Annotated in this window: 17 protein-coding genes; 7 read left to right on the top strand and 10 right to left on the bottom strand. The window is 67.0% G+C overall.

The window, feature by feature from the left end; translation table 11 throughout:
- Window positions 1-149 precede the first annotated feature (149 nt).
- Window positions 150-1,673 carry a prenyltransferase/squalene oxidase repeat-containing protein gene (locus LGY53_RS44175; protein WP_225728383.1) on the bottom strand — a complete coding sequence of 508 codons (1,524 nt, stop codon included), beginning with the start codon at window positions 1,671-1,673 and terminating at the stop codon, window positions 150-152.
- A 286-nt stretch (window positions 1,674-1,959) separates the two neighbouring features.
- Between LGY53_RS44175 and LGY53_RS20940 the strand changes: the two genes are divergently transcribed.
- The 3 genes from LGY53_RS20940 to LGY53_RS20950 are packed head-to-tail and all read left to right on the top strand — an operon-like array spanning window position 1,960 to window position 4,722.
- Window positions 1,960-2,577: an HAD family phosphatase gene (locus LGY53_RS20940; RefSeq protein ID WP_225728384.1), complete on the top strand. Its 618-nt coding sequence runs from the start codon at window positions 1,960-1,962 to the stop codon at window positions 2,575-2,577.
- Window positions 2,578-2,618: 41 nt separating this feature from the next.
- Window positions 2,619-3,299, top strand: coding sequence for an SGNH/GDSL hydrolase family protein (locus LGY53_RS20945; protein ID WP_225728385.1), 681 nt, complete (start codon window positions 2,619-2,621; stop codon window positions 3,297-3,299).
- 58 nt (window positions 3,300-3,357) lie between these two features.
- Window positions 3,358-4,722, top strand: a complete 1,365-nt coding sequence (locus LGY53_RS20950) for an MFS transporter (protein WP_225728386.1) — start codon at window positions 3,358-3,360, stop codon at window positions 4,720-4,722.
- Between the two features lie 63 nt (window positions 4,723-4,785).
- On the opposite strand, the gene LGY53_RS20955 is transcribed toward LGY53_RS20950, so the two are convergent.
- The 4 genes from LGY53_RS20955 to LGY53_RS20970 all read right to left on the bottom strand — a co-directional run bounded on the left by LGY53_RS20955 (window position 4,786) and on the right by LGY53_RS20970 (window position 7,757).
- A complete protein-coding gene (locus tag LGY53_RS20955; RefSeq protein ID WP_255664990.1) occupies window positions 4,786-5,247 on the bottom strand; it encodes a carboxymuconolactone decarboxylase family protein in 462 nt (153 codons plus the stop codon).
- Window positions 5,248-5,257: 10 nt separating this feature from the next.
- On the bottom strand, window positions 5,258-5,605 hold the full coding sequence (locus tag LGY53_RS20960; protein ID WP_225728388.1) for a DoxX family protein: 348 nt from the start codon (window positions 5,603-5,605) through the stop codon (window positions 5,258-5,260).
- 12 nt (window positions 5,606-5,617) lie between these two features.
- Window positions 5,618-5,908, bottom strand: a complete 291-nt coding sequence (locus tag LGY53_RS20965; protein ID WP_225728389.1) for a hypothetical protein — start codon at window positions 5,906-5,908, stop codon at window positions 5,618-5,620.
- Between the two features lie 133 nt (window positions 5,909-6,041).
- A complete protein-coding gene (locus LGY53_RS20970) occupies window positions 6,042-7,757 on the bottom strand; it encodes a histidine kinase (RefSeq protein WP_225728390.1) in 1,716 nt (571 codons plus the stop codon).
- A gap of 74 nt (window positions 7,758-7,831) precedes the next feature.
- Between LGY53_RS20970 and LGY53_RS20975 the strand changes: the two genes are divergently transcribed.
- Window positions 7,832-8,437: a DNA-binding response regulator gene (locus LGY53_RS20975; RefSeq protein WP_225728391.1), complete on the top strand. Its 606-nt coding sequence runs from the start codon at window positions 7,832-7,834 to the stop codon at window positions 8,435-8,437.
- A gap of 1 nt (window position 8,438) precedes the next feature.
- Here the strand turns inward: LGY53_RS20975 and LGY53_RS20980 are convergent, their stop codons facing one another.
- Together LGY53_RS20980 and LGY53_RS20985 are read right to left on the bottom strand one after the other, a co-directional pair.
- Window positions 8,439-9,134, bottom strand: a complete 696-nt coding sequence (locus LGY53_RS20980; protein WP_225728392.1) for a DUF2993 domain-containing protein — start codon at window positions 9,132-9,134, stop codon at window positions 8,439-8,441.
- 27 nt (window positions 9,135-9,161) lie between these two features.
- Window positions 9,162-9,824, bottom strand: coding sequence for a phosphatase PAP2 family protein (locus LGY53_RS20985; protein WP_225728393.1), 663 nt, complete (start codon window positions 9,822-9,824; stop codon window positions 9,162-9,164).
- Window positions 9,825-9,913: 89 nt separating this feature from the next.
- Between LGY53_RS20985 and LGY53_RS20990 the strand changes: the two genes are divergently transcribed.
- On the top strand, window positions 9,914-10,597 hold the full coding sequence (locus LGY53_RS20990; RefSeq protein ID WP_225728394.1) for a response regulator transcription factor: 684 nt from the start codon (window positions 9,914-9,916) through the stop codon (window positions 10,595-10,597).
- Here LGY53_RS20990 and LGY53_RS20995 read toward each other — a convergent pair.
- Window positions 10,550-11,956, bottom strand: a complete 1,407-nt coding sequence (locus LGY53_RS20995; RefSeq protein WP_374111206.1) for an ATP-binding protein — start codon at window positions 11,954-11,956, stop codon at window positions 10,550-10,552. The two genes, LGY53_RS20990 and LGY53_RS20995, sit on opposite strands and share 48 nt — an antisense overlap.
- Before the next feature lie 105 nt (window positions 11,957-12,061).
- Here LGY53_RS20995 and LGY53_RS21000 point away from each other — a divergent pair, with 105 nt between their 5' ends.
- Together LGY53_RS21000 and LGY53_RS21005 are read left to right on the top strand one after the other, a co-directional pair.
- A complete protein-coding gene (locus LGY53_RS21000) occupies window positions 12,062-12,871 on the top strand; it encodes a hypothetical protein (RefSeq protein WP_225728396.1) in 810 nt (269 codons plus the stop codon).
- Window positions 12,872-12,967: 96 nt separating this feature from the next.
- Window positions 12,968-13,852 (top strand): alpha/beta fold hydrolase, encoded by an 885-nt coding sequence (locus LGY53_RS21005; protein ID WP_225728397.1) that lies wholly within the window; start codon window positions 12,968-12,970, stop codon window positions 13,850-13,852.
- A gap of 153 nt (window positions 13,853-14,005) precedes the next feature.
- On the opposite strand, the gene LGY53_RS21010 is transcribed toward LGY53_RS21005, so the two are convergent.
- Together LGY53_RS21010 and LGY53_RS21015 are read right to left on the bottom strand one after the other, a co-directional pair.
- Window positions 14,006-14,320, bottom strand: a complete 315-nt coding sequence (locus LGY53_RS21010) for a transcriptional regulator (RefSeq protein ID WP_225728398.1) — start codon at window positions 14,318-14,320, stop codon at window positions 14,006-14,008.
- Entirely contained in the window at window positions 14,317-14,751 is a 435-nt protein-coding gene (locus LGY53_RS21015) for a hypothetical protein (protein WP_225728399.1), read from the bottom strand. Before LGY53_RS21015 ends, LGY53_RS21010 begins: the two co-directional genes overlap by 4 nt.
- Window positions 14,752-14,939: the final 188 nt, after the last annotated feature.

A 14,939-nucleotide genomic window follows, 5' to 3' on the forward strand; every position in this document is an offset into this window, starting at 1 on the left:
AGGACCTGCCGATCTCACCACACCTACCTACCGCCGGTTCGCGGCGGCTCGCGAAAGTTCAGGAGGACAGGATATTCCGGTGAACCCCTGGCATATCGCGAATTGGACCGATCCGATGGCCCGATTCTGGACCCGATTGGACGTAGTGATCAGGCAGCGGGCTTCGCGATGCGGTGGGCGAGGTGCCCGAGTGCGAGCAGCGGGAAAATGTCGGCGAGGACCGGGACGGTGAATCGCACCGGTCGCGGCCCGACCGAATCGGAGATGGAATCGATGCCACCGTCTTCGCGCTGGCAGGTCAGCAGGTAGGCCGCCGCGCGCACGGCCGGTCCCGGATCGTCCTGACAGCACAGGGCGATGAGGGCGTAGGCGGTGCTGATCGCGTCGCTGGGTTCCCCGGATTGCTGACCCCAGCCGCCATCGGGATGCTGCCCGTCCAGTACGAGGGTCATGATTCGTTTGATCATCTGCTGGAGGTAGGCGGGTTGATGGCGGGGGTTGCGGGTGGCCGCAAGCAATGCGCGGAAGACGGCGTGCAGGCGGCTGCTGGACCAGGCGGGCGGGAAGGATCCGTCCTCGCATTGCTGGCCCGCCAGGAATTCGAGCCCGGAGACGATGATGTCGCGATGGCGTTGCCAGCGTGTTGTGAGCGCGTCCACCACGGCGGCGGTCATACAGGCCTCGGACGCCGCCCCGGCGATATAGGTGGGGAATCCACCGTCCGGGTTGCGGACCGCGAGCATCGATTGCTCGCCTCGGCGGATCGCTTCGCGATACCTGCCGGTATCGAGTATGTCCAGGAATTGGACGACGACCGAGGTGTCGTCGACATCGGTCTGATGCGCCAGGTCGGTGTAGGACCAGCCGCCGTCGGGCTGCCGCTGCGACAGCAGATATGCGGCGATTCGGTGCAGGACATCGCGTGGTGCGCCGGTAATCGCAAGCGCGACACCGGCATTGGCGGTGCACCAGATATCGGCGTCGCCGACGAACGGCATGCCACCGTCTTCCTGTTGGTGCGCAACGGCTTTGGTAATCCCTTCGGCCACAACGCTTTCCGTGCCGGGTAGCCGGTGCAGGGCGTGCAGCGCCCACAGGTGGAGCAGGACGTTGTTTTCCCAAATATCGCTCTGGCGTTGGGTTTCCAGCAGTATCCGCACGTCGTCGTCGTTGATGCGGTCGCGACGGCCGGTGGCGTCGGCGAGCACTATCTTCACGGCGGTGACCTGCACCCTGGCCCAGCAGTGCAGGCCGGCCAGTTCGAAGGCCGCCGGATCGAGCGGGCGACGGGGCGGGAGGCCGTACAGGGCGAAGATCGCTTCGAGCATGGCGTGTTTGCGGGCGCCGGTGAAACTGGGCGCCTGGGCGACGAACGCCTCGGCCAGTCCCGCGGGCGGATCTACCGCGGCGCGGGTGAGTGCCAGGTCGACGAGGATGCGGGCCAGCGGGTCGGTCGTGGTCTGTGCCCGCAGATAGCCGGCGAGGCGGGCGCGCCGCTCGGGTTGGGAATCGGTGCGCTCCAACAGGTTGAGCGCGAGCACCGACTCGAGGATTCGGCTGTGGCAGGTGTCGCGCACCGCGCCGTCGGGGCCGACGCGGGCCAGCAGATGGGACCGCAGCCGCGCGGTTGCGCTGTCGAGTGCCGCGGGAAAGAGTTCATGGGGCCAGGGCACCTGGGTTGCGGTGGGTATCGCAGGTCGCATCGTTGACCCCCACGATCGTAGGAACCTTGGGCTGCGGGCATCGCAACATCGGGCCCCGGGAAGTCGAGTTTCGCGCGCCGGGCCGATCTCGGTGTAGCCGCTCGACCTTCAAGAACTCGAAATTTGCTGTGCGCCAATTGTACCCACCTTCGTCGCGACAGCGGTCGGCGATTGCGGCTTTTGCCCCTTTCGGGTTTGCCGTAGCGTATTCGGTAATCCGTATCCAGTGGTCACGAGGTTTCGTCGTGAGGAAATCATGCCGACCTACGACGGGTACATATTCGACTTCGACGGCACCCTGCTCGACACCGAGCGGCTCGGTGTCGATGCGGCGCTCGCGGCGCTGGCCCGGTTCGGCGCTCATCCGTCGTGGGAGTGGTGCGCCGCCGAACCATTGGTCTCCATGGCGCGGTTGCGGACCCGTCTCGCCACCGATTTCGGGATCCGTCTCGACTGTTCCGATGACGAGCTGACCACCACCGCAGTCGGCTACTGGCTCGACCATCGCGACGAGATCCGCCCGACTCCGGTGGTCGCGATCGCGGTCGAGCTGGCGGCGGCGGGCGCGCGGCTGGCCGTCGCCTCGGCGAACTACGCCGAACTGGTGCGTGCGGGACTCGAGATCGCCGGTATCGCAACGCTGTTCGGCACCGTTGTGACCAGGGAACACGTCCGCGCGGTCAAACCGGCGCCGGAGGCATATCTGCTCGCGGCCGCGCGCTTGGACGTGGCTCCCGGCCGATGTCTGGCCTACGAGAACTCCGCCGCGGGAATCGACGCGGCCATCGGCGCGGGCATGACCGTCGTCGACGTGCGTCGGGAAAACCGCTCCCTCGCAACAGATTTCACATTCCGGAACGTTACCGTGCGCTAGTCACTTGAAAAAGACATACGGCCGTACGTATTGTCTATTGGGTGAACCCATCCATGCTCGCCGAAGCGAGCGACCCCTTCTGCTTGGACCAGACAGCAGCCACGGCACTGCTGACCGGCGCCCCGTGGAGCCGGTATGCCGTTATGGGCGACAGCCTTTCGGCCGGAACCGGCGATCCCACCGAGGGTTACCGGGACCAAGGCTGGCCGGAACGAGTCGCCGGGGCGCTGCGATCCGTCCGGCCGGATCTGCGGTACCTGAACGTCGCCGAAATCGGGGCGACGACCGAACGGACGCTCGAACATCAGGCGGCCCGCATCGTCGAATTCACCCCGGACCTGCTGCACCTGCCCTGCGGAGCCAACGACATCGCGCGGCGCACACCGGATTTCGATGCGATAGCCCGAACGCTTCGGCGAATGTACGACCTGGCGAAAGGCACCGGCGCTCTGCTGACAACCTTCACCCTCGGCAGCGCGTATGTCGTACCCGTATTCCCCGACTGGGCGCAGCGGGTCGCCGCGGTCAACGAGATCGTGCGCGGGCTCGCCGCCGAATACGACGCACTCGTGGTCGACATGTGGGATCACCCGGTCAACGACCGCGACAACCTGCTCAGCGCCGACCGCATCCACTTCTCGGCCTCGGGTCAGGCCGTTATGGCGGCCGAGGTGATCAAGAAGCTGGCCGGTTTCCTAGGAGGTTCCCATCGTGGTGAGTGACCAACGGTCGGTCAGCAGGCCGGTTGTCGCGATCCCATGGGCGACGATCTCAATTGTCTTGACCGCCTTGTTCATTGCGGTCCTCGACTCGTTCATCGTCGTGGTCGCCGACCCGTCGATCGTCGCGGACCTGCGCGCCTCCTCCGGCGATGTCCAGTGGGTGCTCGCGGGTTATCAACTCAGCTACGCGGTCTTCATCATCACCGCGACTCGCCTGGCCGACATGTACGGCCGCAAGCGGATCTTCCTGCTCGGGGTGGCTGTGTTCACGCTGTCGTCGGTCGCCTGCGCGCTGGCGCCGAACGCGGGCGGCCTGATCGCCGCGCGAGTCGTCCAGGGTCTGGGAGCCGCGCTGATGGTCCCCCAGGTATTCGCGTACGTCACCGTGCTGGTGCCTGCGGCGCGGCGGCACAGCGTGTACGGCGTGCTCGGCGTCGTCATGGGGATGGCCACCATCGGCGGACAGGTCATCGGCGGACTGCTGATCGGCGCCAACCTGTTCGATTCCGGCTGGCGCCTGGTGTTCTGGGTGAACGTGCCGATCGGAATCGTCATGTTCCTGCTCGCCCTGCGATCCGTGCCCGCGACGGGTTCGGCCGCCGACCGCAGGCTGGACCTGCCCGGTGTCGCGGTACTCAGCGCGGCGCTGTTCCTGCTGGTGCTCCCGCTGATCCAGGGACAGCAGGCAGGTTGGCCGAACTGGGTCTGGGCCTGCTTCGCGGGCAGCGCGGTCGCATTCGGCCTGTTCGCCGCGATCGAGCGGAAACTCGAACGGCGGGGCGGGGATCCGCTGGTCCCGCCGTCGCTGTTCGAACAACGCTCGTTCTCGCTGGGGATCGTGCTCGTACTCGCCCTGTACGCGCTGATCTACTCGTATTACCTGGCCTTGTCGGTGGCGCTGCAGCAGGGTCTCGGTATGTCGGCGCTCGGCGCCGGGCTGGTCTACACGCCCGCGGCCATCGCATTCTTCGTGTTCAGCATGGTGGCCAGCCGGATCATTCCGAAATACGGCCGACGGGTGCTCGAGGTCGGGGCGATCATCCTGGCGAGCGGCTATCTGGCGACCGGACTGCTGCTGGTGTCGGGCCCGCGCATCACCCCGCTGCTGGTGATCCCCACCCTCGTCCTGCAGAGCGTCGGCGGCGGACTGGTCATCACGCCCGCGCTCAACACGGTGCTCAGCCGCATCGAACCGCAGTCGGCCGGAGTCGCGTCGGGCGCCCTGTCCACGGCCCAGCAGTGCGGCGGAGCGCTGGGCGTCGCCGTTATCGGAGCGGTCTTCTTCGCGTCGTTCCATCCCGAGTCGGCGGGCAGCGCCGCCGCCGCGGGCCACGCCCTCGCCGCCGCGTCGTTCGGGACCTGCGCCATCGCCGTGCTGGCGGGCTGCGTCGTCTTCCTGCTGCCGAAGGCGGCGCGGAGCTGAACGCGTTGCGCCGCAACGTATTCCGGCTGAGCCCATTCGGATGTCCGAATGGGCTCAGTCCGTTCACCACTGGCCGGGGACGTACCCGCCGCCGAGCTGACCGGAGATCACGTTCAGCCGGTTCCACGCGTTGATGGTGGCGATCAACGAGATCATGGCGCCGATCTGATCGTCGTCGTAGTTCTCGCGCACCTGCGCCCACGTATCGGCGGAAATACCGGAATCGGTGAGCCGGGTGCCCGCCTCGGTGAGCGCGAGCGCGGCGCGTTCCGCATCGGTGAATACGGTGGAGTCGCGCCAGGCGGCCACCAGCGCGAGCCGGACCGCGGATTCACCGGCATGTGCGGCGTCCTTGGTGTGCATGTCCAGGCACATGCCGCAGCCGTTCAATTGCGAGGCACGGATTTTGATCAATTCCTGGGTGGGCTTCGGCAGCGCCGATTCATCGATGACGCGGGCGGCGGTGGTCAGCCGCTTGTTGAATTTGGCGGCAATGTCGTTGTCGTAGAACGCGAAACGGGACATCACGATGCTCCTATCGGATCACTTGCAGGACGAGGGTCGCGGCGGCGGGGGCCAGATACAGCAGCGGGAACACCGTGGTCTGGTACGAATGCGCCCGGATGGTGGTGGCCGCCGCGCCGAGGAAGTAGAAAATCAGCGCGACAGCGGCGGCGATGCCGAGCACCGGGACGAAGAATCCGGCGAGCAAGCCGAGCGCGCCCGCGGATTTGGCCAGCGCGAGCCAATTCCACCAGGACTTCGGCACTCCGTATTCGACGAGCGGATCGACGACGAATCCCTTTTGGGCGAACAGCGAATAACCGGAGAAGCCGATCCAGAGGGCGGCCACCACGCCGACGATGTGATAGGCGATATTCATTGTGCTGAAGTCCTAACGCTCGTCGATGATTTCGCCGTTTTGCGCGGTCGCGTCCGCCGTCAACGCCATCGTCGCGTCGGTGAGCGGAAAGCCTTGTGCCGCAGCGAGTGCGGTGAGCATCTGCTCGGCCGACTCCCAGCGCCAGGTATCGGTGTAGCTGCCGTCTTCCAGGCGGGTCAGCCGGGTTTCGGTCAATCCTGGGACGGCCCTGCGGATTCCGTCGATCAGGGTGGCGCGCTGCGCCAGCAGGGCGTCGAGATCGGCATCGGCAACGCGGTACCGATGCACTCTCATCACGGCCATGACATGGGCTCCTTCATTGTCTCGGTGACGACGAAAAGCCTCACATCGCGACGATGCCGTCAGTAGTGCCGCGAGCACCGGCCGGACGTGCGACCCGCAGCGTCGGCACCGTGCAAATTGCACATCGGCGAGGTCAGCACGGAATGAGCGCCGTGAGCAGGAATTCGTCGCCGGTGGCCGAGGCCGCGAAGGATCCGCCCGCATCGGTCACCCGCGCCCGCATATTGCGCAGACCCTGCCCATCGGAATCGGGTGCGCCGGTGGCGCCGTTGTTGTGGATTTTCAGGCGCAGCTGGCCGTCGTGCCGTCGGCATTCGATGGCCACCCGGGTGGCCGCGCTGTGGCGGAGCACATTGGTGACCGCCTCCCGCACCACCGGTGCGAGTACCGCACCCGCCCGCTCCGGCAGATCGTCGTCATAGGCCACGTCGACGTCGCCGCACGCGGCGGCGAGTGCCTGTCCGGCCAGCCGCAATTCGTGCCGCAACGAGCGGGCGGTGTTGTCGTCGACGAGCGCGATCGCCTCGGTCCTGGCATTGGCGGCGATCCGCAGCGCCTGGTCGAGCTCCGCGACCGCCCGGTCCTGGTCGCGGACGACCAATTCGGCGACGAGGTCGCTCTTCAATGCCAGCACCGACAGCGTCAGGCCGAGTAGATCGTGGATATCACGGGCGATGCGCAGCCGCTCCACCTGCAGCGTCATCCGCACCAGCGCCGCGCGCGCCTCGTTCAACCGCACCGACAGCTGCCGGAACCGCGCGAGCCCGTACAGCACCAGCGTGGCCTCGGCGGCGGGGATGATCCAGTTGCCGTGGCCGGATAGCCCCGAGGTCGGCACCGAATACGCGGCCCGCAGCGCGAACAGACCGGCGACGGCGATCGCCGCGCCCACACCGGACAGCGAAAGCAGGGCCGACACCGCGAGCAGCATCAGCCAGACCGACCACGAGCCCACCCACGGCAGCGGCGCCAATGTGGCAGCCGCCTGGACGAGCAGCAAACGCCGTTCCCACCTCGGCCACAACAGCTGGCCCAGCAGCAAAATCGACATTGTCGCGCCACCGAGCACGGTCGGCCAGTACGGTCGCCCGATCTCTACGGCCTCGATCACCGTCCACCCCGCCAGACCGACGACCAACGCGACCAGCGTCAGCTGCGGCGCCAGTCGCGAAGTCGCCGAGTCCGGCGGCAGCCTGGTGAGGGCGCCCTCCCGGACCGCCGTCTGCCGGACGGTGCCGATGATCTCCCGGGTGGCGCTCGCGGCCGCGCCGACGGCGTCCCGCGCCCGCAGCGGATCCAGCGCCGCACGCGCCTGCTGTAGCAGGTCGATGACGGATGTCAGCCGGTCGCCGAGCACGGCACGCAGCCGTTGCGTCGCCTCCAGACGTTCCCGCGCCAACGTCAGCTCGGCGAGTTCGTGCCTGCTCGATCGCAACTCGTCGATCAGGATCGGAAGGCGCAGCAGCACATAGACAACCAGGCCGATCGCCGCCGTTGTCACCGCGGCATAGAGGTAGTCGTGCCGTCCGCCGTGTATGCCGCCGGAGACCGCGACGACCAGCAGGAACCCGAACCTTGCCCAGTGCAGGGGCAAACACCACAGCACCGTGGCCGCCAGCAGGCCATCGAGATTCACCGGTCCGGTCGACAAGGCGAACGGCAGGTAGGTGACCAGCAGTTGGACCGGCAGTATCCACGCTCGGCCGCCGGGCCGCCGCTGCGCCAGGACGAGCAGAACGGCTTGCGCCGCACAGCAAATCGCCGGTACCGCCCCAGCTCCGTTCATCGACACCGACACCGTGATCAGGATCAAGAACAGGTACCCGGTGCAGCGGGGCAAAAAAGACACGCCCAAGATTGCATACCAGGTAGGGCCGCAAGAGCAAGCGAACTACGGCCTGACCTGCGGTGAGGAGTGTGAATATGATCAGGGTGCTGGTGGCCGAGGATATGCGCCTGCTGCGCGAAACACTCGTGGCGACACTGGAATTGGAGGACGACGTCGAAATCGTCGCCGCGCTGGACCGCGGCGAGCCGATCGTCGCCACAGCAATCGCCGAGCGTGCCCGGGTCGCGATCCTCGACATCGACCTACCGGGCCAGGACGGGTTGACCGCCGCCGCCGGACTGCGCGAGCACTGCCCGGACTGCCGCGTCCTCATCCTGACCGCGCTCACCAGCCCCGGATATGTCAAGCGCGCCACCGAGATCGGTGTGGCGGGCTTCGTCCTCGAGGACAGCCCCCGCGAAGAACTGCTGCACGCCGTGCGGACCGTGGCCGCGGGCGGCGTCGTACTCGACCCGGGCCTGGCCTTCACCGCACTGCGCACCGCGGACAGCCCGCTCACCGACCGGGAAGCCGATGTGTTGCGCCGCTACGCCGCGGGCGCCGACCCCAAGGAGATCGCCACCGGATTGCACCTGTCCTACGGCACCGTGCGCAACTATCTGGCCGCTGCGGTATCGAAACTGCAGGCCCGCAACCGCGTCGACGCCGTCCGCCGCGCCACCGACGCGGGCTGGTTGTAGTTCACGACAGGTCGGATAACCGCACGTTGTGTGCGACGGCGGTCACCTGTAGGCCATTGGCGCTCGGCTGGATGGACGTCACCCGTGCGCCGAGCGGCAGCCGCTGCAACGGCACGGTGAAGGTGAGCGTCCGGCGCAGCATCGCCAGCGGGATCGTCGGCCCGCCCGCCGCGGCCTGGACCGACACCGGCGTGACCTCGATGCCGTCGTCGGTCGGCGCGACGGTGACGACAACGGTCGCGGGCATCGGAATACCCTCCACCGAGAACGTGCCCGTGACACGTAATCCGTTGGGGCTGTTGGAGATCGATTCCACACCCGAGGGCGCGAAACCCTTCACGGTGTCGTAGGGAACGAGGGCCGTCGCATTGGCCGTCGCCGCGACGAAATTCGACGTCCGATTGTGGATCACATCGCTCAGCGGCGCGGATACGTCGGTCAGCGTGACATCGAGATCGTGCACGGAGATCTTCTGATCGCTCCAGTCGCCCACCCGGATATCGATGTCGTGGTAGTTGCCGTCGACGGCCTGCGTCAGGAACGGGAAGCCGCCGATCCGGACCCGCGGTTCGTTCGGCAGCTTGTATTGGGCGGCGATCTGCCTGCCGATCTCGTTCTGCGCCACCACGACCCCGACCCGGTCGCCGACGATCGCCGCGATCGCCAGGACAACGATCAGTATCAGTATTGCCCGCATGCACTCACCCTCTCGGCCATCCCACCATCATGCTGTGGATCTGGAACCTCGCGAGTTCAGTGGGTAAACGCGGACGCAGATCATCAACCACAGCAAGCCGAGCAGCCAGCCGGCCAGGATGTCGGTGGGCCAGTGCACGCCCAGATACAGGCGCGACGCGCCGATGGCCAACACACCGGCCGCCGCGGCGATGAGCACGGCGGTTCGGAGCCAACGCCGGTGTGTCCGTGCGAATCCGACGACGGCGAGCACGCCGAACACCGCCGCCGAACCGAGGCTGTGCCCGGACGGATACGACAGATTGGTTTCGACGACGAGGTGGTAGCCGACCGGTGGTCGCGCCCGCCCGATGACGTGCTTGCCGACCACGACCAGCACCGCGGCGCCGGCGGTTGTCGCCGCGATCAGCGTCGCCTGCCGCCAAAGGTTGCGCAATGCCGAGACCGCGCAGGCCATCGCCGCGATGGCCGCGAGCACGAAGGTGTCGCCGACGAAACTCGCCGCCTTCGCCGCCGCCGTCAGCGTGCCGTTGCGCCGGTCGACCACCCAGCGCAGCAGATCGGAGTCCACACCGGCCGGACCGTGCCGACTCGCGACGAACACCGTCAAGCCGCAAACGGCCAGCGCGCATACGAGGATCGCGAGCCAGCCGATCGGCACTCGGCGCGAAACCCTCGATTGCCGTGTCATAGGCACAGATTCCAACATCACGCCACGACGCTGGCATATTCCGGCTGAGAATACGTTGAGAGGCAGCGGCGATGCGGCAAGCTTGACCGGTGCGGGTGCTGGTGGTGGAGGACGAGCAGCGGCTGGCCGATACGGTCCGCCGCGGGCTCGAGTTGGCGGGATTCGTGGTGCAACTGGCACACAGCGGCACCGACGGGCTGTGGCTGGCGGTCGAGGACGATTTCGATGTGATCGTGCTCGACATCATGTTGCCCGGGATGAGCGGCTACGAGGTGTTGCGGCGATTGCGCGCGCGGGATGTGACGACTCCGGTGCTGATGCTCACGGCCAAGGACGGCGACTACGAGCAGGCGGACGCCCTCGATCTCGGCGCCGACGACTACCTGACCAAGCCGTTCTCGTTCGTCGTGCTGATCGCGCGGCTTCGGGCGCTGGTGCGGCGGCGCACCCCGCAGCTGCCCGCCCGATTGACCGCGGGTGATCTGATGTTGGATCCGGCCCGCCGGATCGTCACCCGTGGCGGCACCGAGCTGACATTGACCCCCCGCGAATTCGGGCTGCTCGAATTCTTCTTGCGGCACAAGGGAATCGTGCTCACGAAATCCGAAATCCTGCGCAACGTATGGGACACCCACTACGACGGACCGGAGAATGTGGTGGAGGTGTACGTCGGCTATTTGCGCAAGAAGATCGATACACCCTTCGGCCGCAACAGTATCGAAACTTTACGCGGGGTCGGCTACCGGCTGGCCGATCCCGACCGCGGCAGGTAGGTCGATAACGAATCTGGCTCCGCCCCAAGGTGATTCGGTCACGGTTATGGTGCCGCCGTGTGCGGCAACGATTTCGGCGACGATCGCCAAGCCCAGTCCGGAGCCGCCGGTCGCACGCGCCCGGTCGTCCTGCAGGCGCACGAATCTGTCGAAAATTCGCGACCTGTCCGCCTCCGGGATGCCGGGTCCGTCGTCATCGATGACGATCCGCGCCCGCGAACCGACCGTCGACACCCCGATGCCGATCTCGGAGCGGGCGTGCGCGGCGGCGTTGTCGAGGATGTTGCGCACGGCCCTGCCGAGCCTGGCCCGGTCGCCGATCACCCGCACCGGCCGGATCTCCCGCCGGACCGCCACATCGCGGCGCAGGCGCAGCGCCGCTGCCTCGCTGTCCGCGATATCGTCGAGATCCACTTCGCCCCTGCGCAATTCGAGGCCGTTCTCATCGGCCGCCGCCAGCGTGAGCAGATCCTCGATCAGATATTTCATCCGCCGCGCCTCCGGCAACAATGTCGCGCCGATCAGCTCGCGATCGAGGATTTCCGGCCGGTCCGCCGCAAGCTCCAGCGCGGCGGTGATGGTGGTCAGCGGGCTGCGCAGCTCGTGCGAGGCATCGCCGACGAAACGGCGCTGCGCCTCGTGACCGGCCTGGACGCGGGCGAGCATATCGTTCATCGTCTCGGCGAGCCGGGCGATCTCGTCGCGGGCGACCGGCACCGGAACCCGTGCGGACAGATCGCCCGCGCCGATACCCGAGACCCGCGCCCTGATCTCCTCCATCGACCGCAATGAGCGCCCGACCAGCAGATAGGTCGCGGCCGCCGCCGTCAGCACCACGATCGGCCCGCCGATCGCCAACAGCGCCGCCGTCTCGGTCACGGCGTGTTCGGCCGATTCGCTGTCGGCGGCCACCAGCACCACATATCCGCGCGCCGCGGTTCGGACCGCGACCCGCCAGTCGTCGTCGTATTCGCGCACCGGTCGCAGTCCGGCGGCGCGGTCACCGGCCGAGGCCGGGTCGGCGAGCAACGGCCGGGTGAGCTTCGGACCCGATGACTCGACGACCTGTCCGTCCGCATCGATCAGCTGAACCGCCACGATCTGCCCCTCGGCCGACAGCAGTCCCTCCGGCAGCCGACCACCCGGCGCGCGGTCGAATTCGGCGGCGATCTCACCCGCCCGCGCATCCGCGGCGGCGTCGAGCTCGCGGGTGAGCGACCGGTGCAGAAACCACAGCATGGCTGCGGCCGCGGCGGCCGAGATGACGCCGACCACCAGCGCACACGCCACCGCCGACCGAATGCGCAGTCCCCACCGCGACGGCCGCAGCCAGATCGGAATCCGAATCACGCCACCCATAATCGACCACTACCCGTCCTCGCGAACCGACCGTCTCAGCGTGTTCTCAGCGACCGAACGGCAGACTCCCCCGCGTCCGGCTCACCCGCAGAAGGGATTACGCGCATGGATTCGGCGCACTACCGCACCGATTACAAGCTGCCACAGGTCACCGCACTGTTCTGGGTTCTCAAAGTCGCCGCCACCACGCTCGGCGAGACCGGCGGCGATCTACTCGCGCAGACCCTGCGCCTCGGTTACGCGGCGGCCTCCGCGCTATTTCTCGGCCTGTTCGCGGTCGCGCTGATCACCCAGCTGAGGGCGCGCCGATTCCACCCGGCCCGGTATTGGACGGTCATCGCGGCGACGAGCACCGCGGGCACCACCATCTCCGATTTCATCAACCGCGGTCCCGGCTCGGATACCTCCACCGACGACGGACTCGGATACGGTGCGGGCGCGGCGATCCTGATCACCGGCCTGGCGATCGTCTTCCTCGTCTGGAAGGTCAGCGGCCAAACCTACGACGTCGCCGACATCACCGACTTCCGCGGCGAACTCCTCTACTGGAGCGCGATCCTGCTGTCGAACACCCTCGGCACCTCGCTCGGCGACTACCTGTCCGACAGCTCCGGACTCGGCTTCGGCGGCAGCGCCCTGCTCATCGCCGCGATCATGGCCGCCATCCTCGCCGCCCACTACCTCACCCGGATCTCCGGTGTGCTGCTGTTCTGGTTGGCGTTCATCCTCACCAGGCCGCTCGGCGCCACCGTCGGCGATCTGCTGTCCAAACCGCACGCCAAGGGCGGCCTCGGCTTCGGCACCTACGGCACCACCGCGGTTCTGCTTGTCATTCTTGTTGCCGGAATCATCTACGGACACAACAGATCTCGTACACCCGCGAGGGCGGCCGAACGCGTCCTCGACAACGTCTGAGGTCGCGCGATATCGGTGGGCTTGCGCTATATGCTCGCATACGAGTAGTTTCTTGATAACTAGATACTTGGAAACTAGAAGCCGCAGGAGCAGCTCATGTCCGTCGAATTCCAGGCCGGTTCGGTCACCTCCGCCGATGGCACCACCATCGGATATCTGCGGACCGGTAGCGGGCCCGCGCTGGTCTTGCTGCACGGCAGCAATCAATCCGGGCGCAGCCTGTCGGGATTGGCTGCGGCACTGTCGGATTCGTTCACCGTCTATCTGCCGGACCGCCGGGGGCGCGGCGGCTCCGGGCCGCATCGGCCCGGGCATTCGCTGCGCACCGAAGTGGCGGATCTGGCGGCCGTGCTGGAAATGTCCGGGGCCGAGCTGGTTTTCGGGATCAGCTCCAGCGGGGTGATCGCATTGGAGGCGGCGCGCACCCTGCCCGGCATCCGGAAACTCGCCGCCTACGAGCCGGGACTGTTGCTCGACGACTCCGGAATCTACACCGACTGGGTAACCCGCTTCGATCGCGAACTCGCCGAGGGGCGCGACGGCGCGGCGATCGTCACCTGCCTGCTCGGATTCGATCTCGCCCCGGCCGCAATGAAATTCATGCCGCGCCGGATGCTGGCCGCCTTCATCGACGCCGCCATGAAGAAGGAGGACCGCACCGCACCGCCGGACGCCATCACACTCCGCAAGATGACTCCCACCCTGCGCTACGAGGCCGTCATTCTCGCCGAAAAAGCAGGCAGGCTAGCCGATTTCGCCGACCTGCGAACCGACGTACTCTTGCTGCGCGGCACGAAAAAAGGTCCGGCATTCATCCTGCCCGCCTTCGAAGCACTCGACCGCGTCCTGCCCAACCACCGTAGCGTGGTACTCAACGGCCTGGATCACGGGTCACCCGCCGACCGCAGCCAAACCAACGAGGGCGGCAATCCGGCCGCAGTGGCGCCGGAACTGCGGCGCTATTTCGGCGGGGCCGAGTAGGACGATCGAAATATCAACGGGGACAGCTCTTCCGGACCCCGGAATCAGCCGGTGTGCTTGGTGCGGGATCGTGATTGGCAGTAGCTGCGAGCCGATCATTGGCAGATGCCGGGCAGCTCCCCCTGCGGCCGAACAGGACCGGGTGCCGGTGGACTACCTCGACTGGTTGGTGGCGGCTCGGGCCGCGGCCGTCGCGATGTGTTGCAACGCCTCGAGGTGTGTGGTCAACGCGGTGCGTCCGTTCGGCGTGAGCGACAGCCAGGTTCGCGGCCGTTTGCCGACATAGCCCTTGTCGATGTGGACATATCCCAGTTCCGCCAGCGTGTTGGCGTGTTTGGACAGGTTTGACGGGGTGAGGTCGCAATACTGTTGCACGGCTTGGAATTCGGCGCTGTCGCACCCGGACAGGTAACTGACGACCATGAGACGGGTCGACGACTGCAACGCCGGATCCAACGCGGGTGTCATCGCCGGTGCCCCGCCAACAGATACCCCGGCTTACGCAGCAAGACGCCCGCGACAACCCCGATGACGACTCCGGCCCCGATGAAGTACAGACCCATACCGGCAGGGGCGACGATCGCAAGCGTGAGCACAGCCAGAGCGCAGGTCAGCTGCGCGGTCAGCGCCTCGCGCGCGGGCCCGCGAAGCCCGGTCAGCCCTCGACGGTGGCGAGCCCGCTGAACCAAACCGATCGCACAGATCGCCAGCACGACCGCGCCGATCCAGTACGACAGCCGGATAACGCCGTTGCCGGAATATTGGCCGCTCACGGCGACCGCGCCCCCGATCATTACGGCGACCGGCACGACGATCCGCATCGGCAGTGACGGCAACGCCGCGGCCCGGTAGGCATCCTCGGCGGTTCGCAGATGTTGTTGCGCTTCCCTCGCATCCATGATTGAAAGCATGGCACATACTTTCCGCAATGGAAAGTATGTGCCATCTGGTGATCTCACGATCCGAACCGAGCAGCAACTCAGGTAGACACATCGTTGACGTAGCTGCCGGACCGAGTTATCCCGCGCCGGTGTTGGACGTCGCCGGTACCCCGACTACCCTCGACGACCCGTACGGGGTCGCGTCC

It is taken from the genome of Nocardia sp. JCM 34519.1 (assembly GCF_020361265.1).
GTDB lineage: Bacteria > Actinomycetota > Actinomycetes > Mycobacteriales > Mycobacteriaceae > Nocardia > Nocardia arthritidis_A.

Bases quoted from the DNA above. Each gene is read 5' to 3' on its own strand.
- LGY53_RS20955 (WP_255664990.1), bottom strand. From the start codon at position 5,247: ATGTCCCGTTTCGCGTTCTACGACAACGACATTGCCGCCAAATTCAAC.
- LGY53_RS20995 (WP_374111206.1), bottom strand. From the start codon at position 11,956: ATGGGTGGCGTGATTCGGATTCCGATCTGGCTGCGGCCGTCGCGGTGG.
- LGY53_RS21015 (WP_225728399.1), bottom strand. From the start codon at position 14,751: ATGGATGCGAGGGAAGCGCAACAACATCTGCGAACCGCCGAGGATGCC.
- LGY53_RS21010 (WP_225728398.1), bottom strand. From the start codon at position 14,320: ATGACACCCGCGTTGGATCCGGCGTTGCAGTCGTCGACCCGTCTCATG.
- LGY53_RS21000 (WP_225728396.1), top strand. From the start codon at position 12,062: ATGGATTCGGCGCACTACCGCACCGATTACAAGCTGCCACAGGTCACC.
- LGY53_RS20960 (WP_225728388.1), bottom strand. From the start codon at position 5,605: ATGAATATCGCCTATCACATCGTCGGCGTGGTGGCCGCCCTCTGGATC.
- LGY53_RS20980 (WP_225728392.1), bottom strand. From the start codon at position 9,134: ATGCGGGCAATACTGATACTGATCGTTGTCCTGGCGATCGCGGCGATC.
- LGY53_RS20975 (WP_225728391.1), top strand. From the start codon at position 7,832: ATGATCAGGGTGCTGGTGGCCGAGGATATGCGCCTGCTGCGCGAAACA.
- LGY53_RS20965 (WP_225728389.1), bottom strand. From the start codon at position 5,908: ATGGCCGTGATGAGAGTGCATCGGTACCGCGTTGCCGATGCCGATCTC.
- LGY53_RS20985 (WP_225728393.1), bottom strand. From the start codon at position 9,824: ATGACACGGCAATCGAGGGTTTCGCGCCGAGTGCCGATCGGCTGGCTC.
- LGY53_RS20940 (WP_225728384.1), top strand. From the start codon at position 1,960: ATGCCGACCTACGACGGGTACATATTCGACTTCGACGGCACCCTGCTC.
- LGY53_RS21005 (WP_225728397.1), top strand. From the start codon at position 12,968: ATGTCCGTCGAATTCCAGGCCGGTTCGGTCACCTCCGCCGATGGCACC.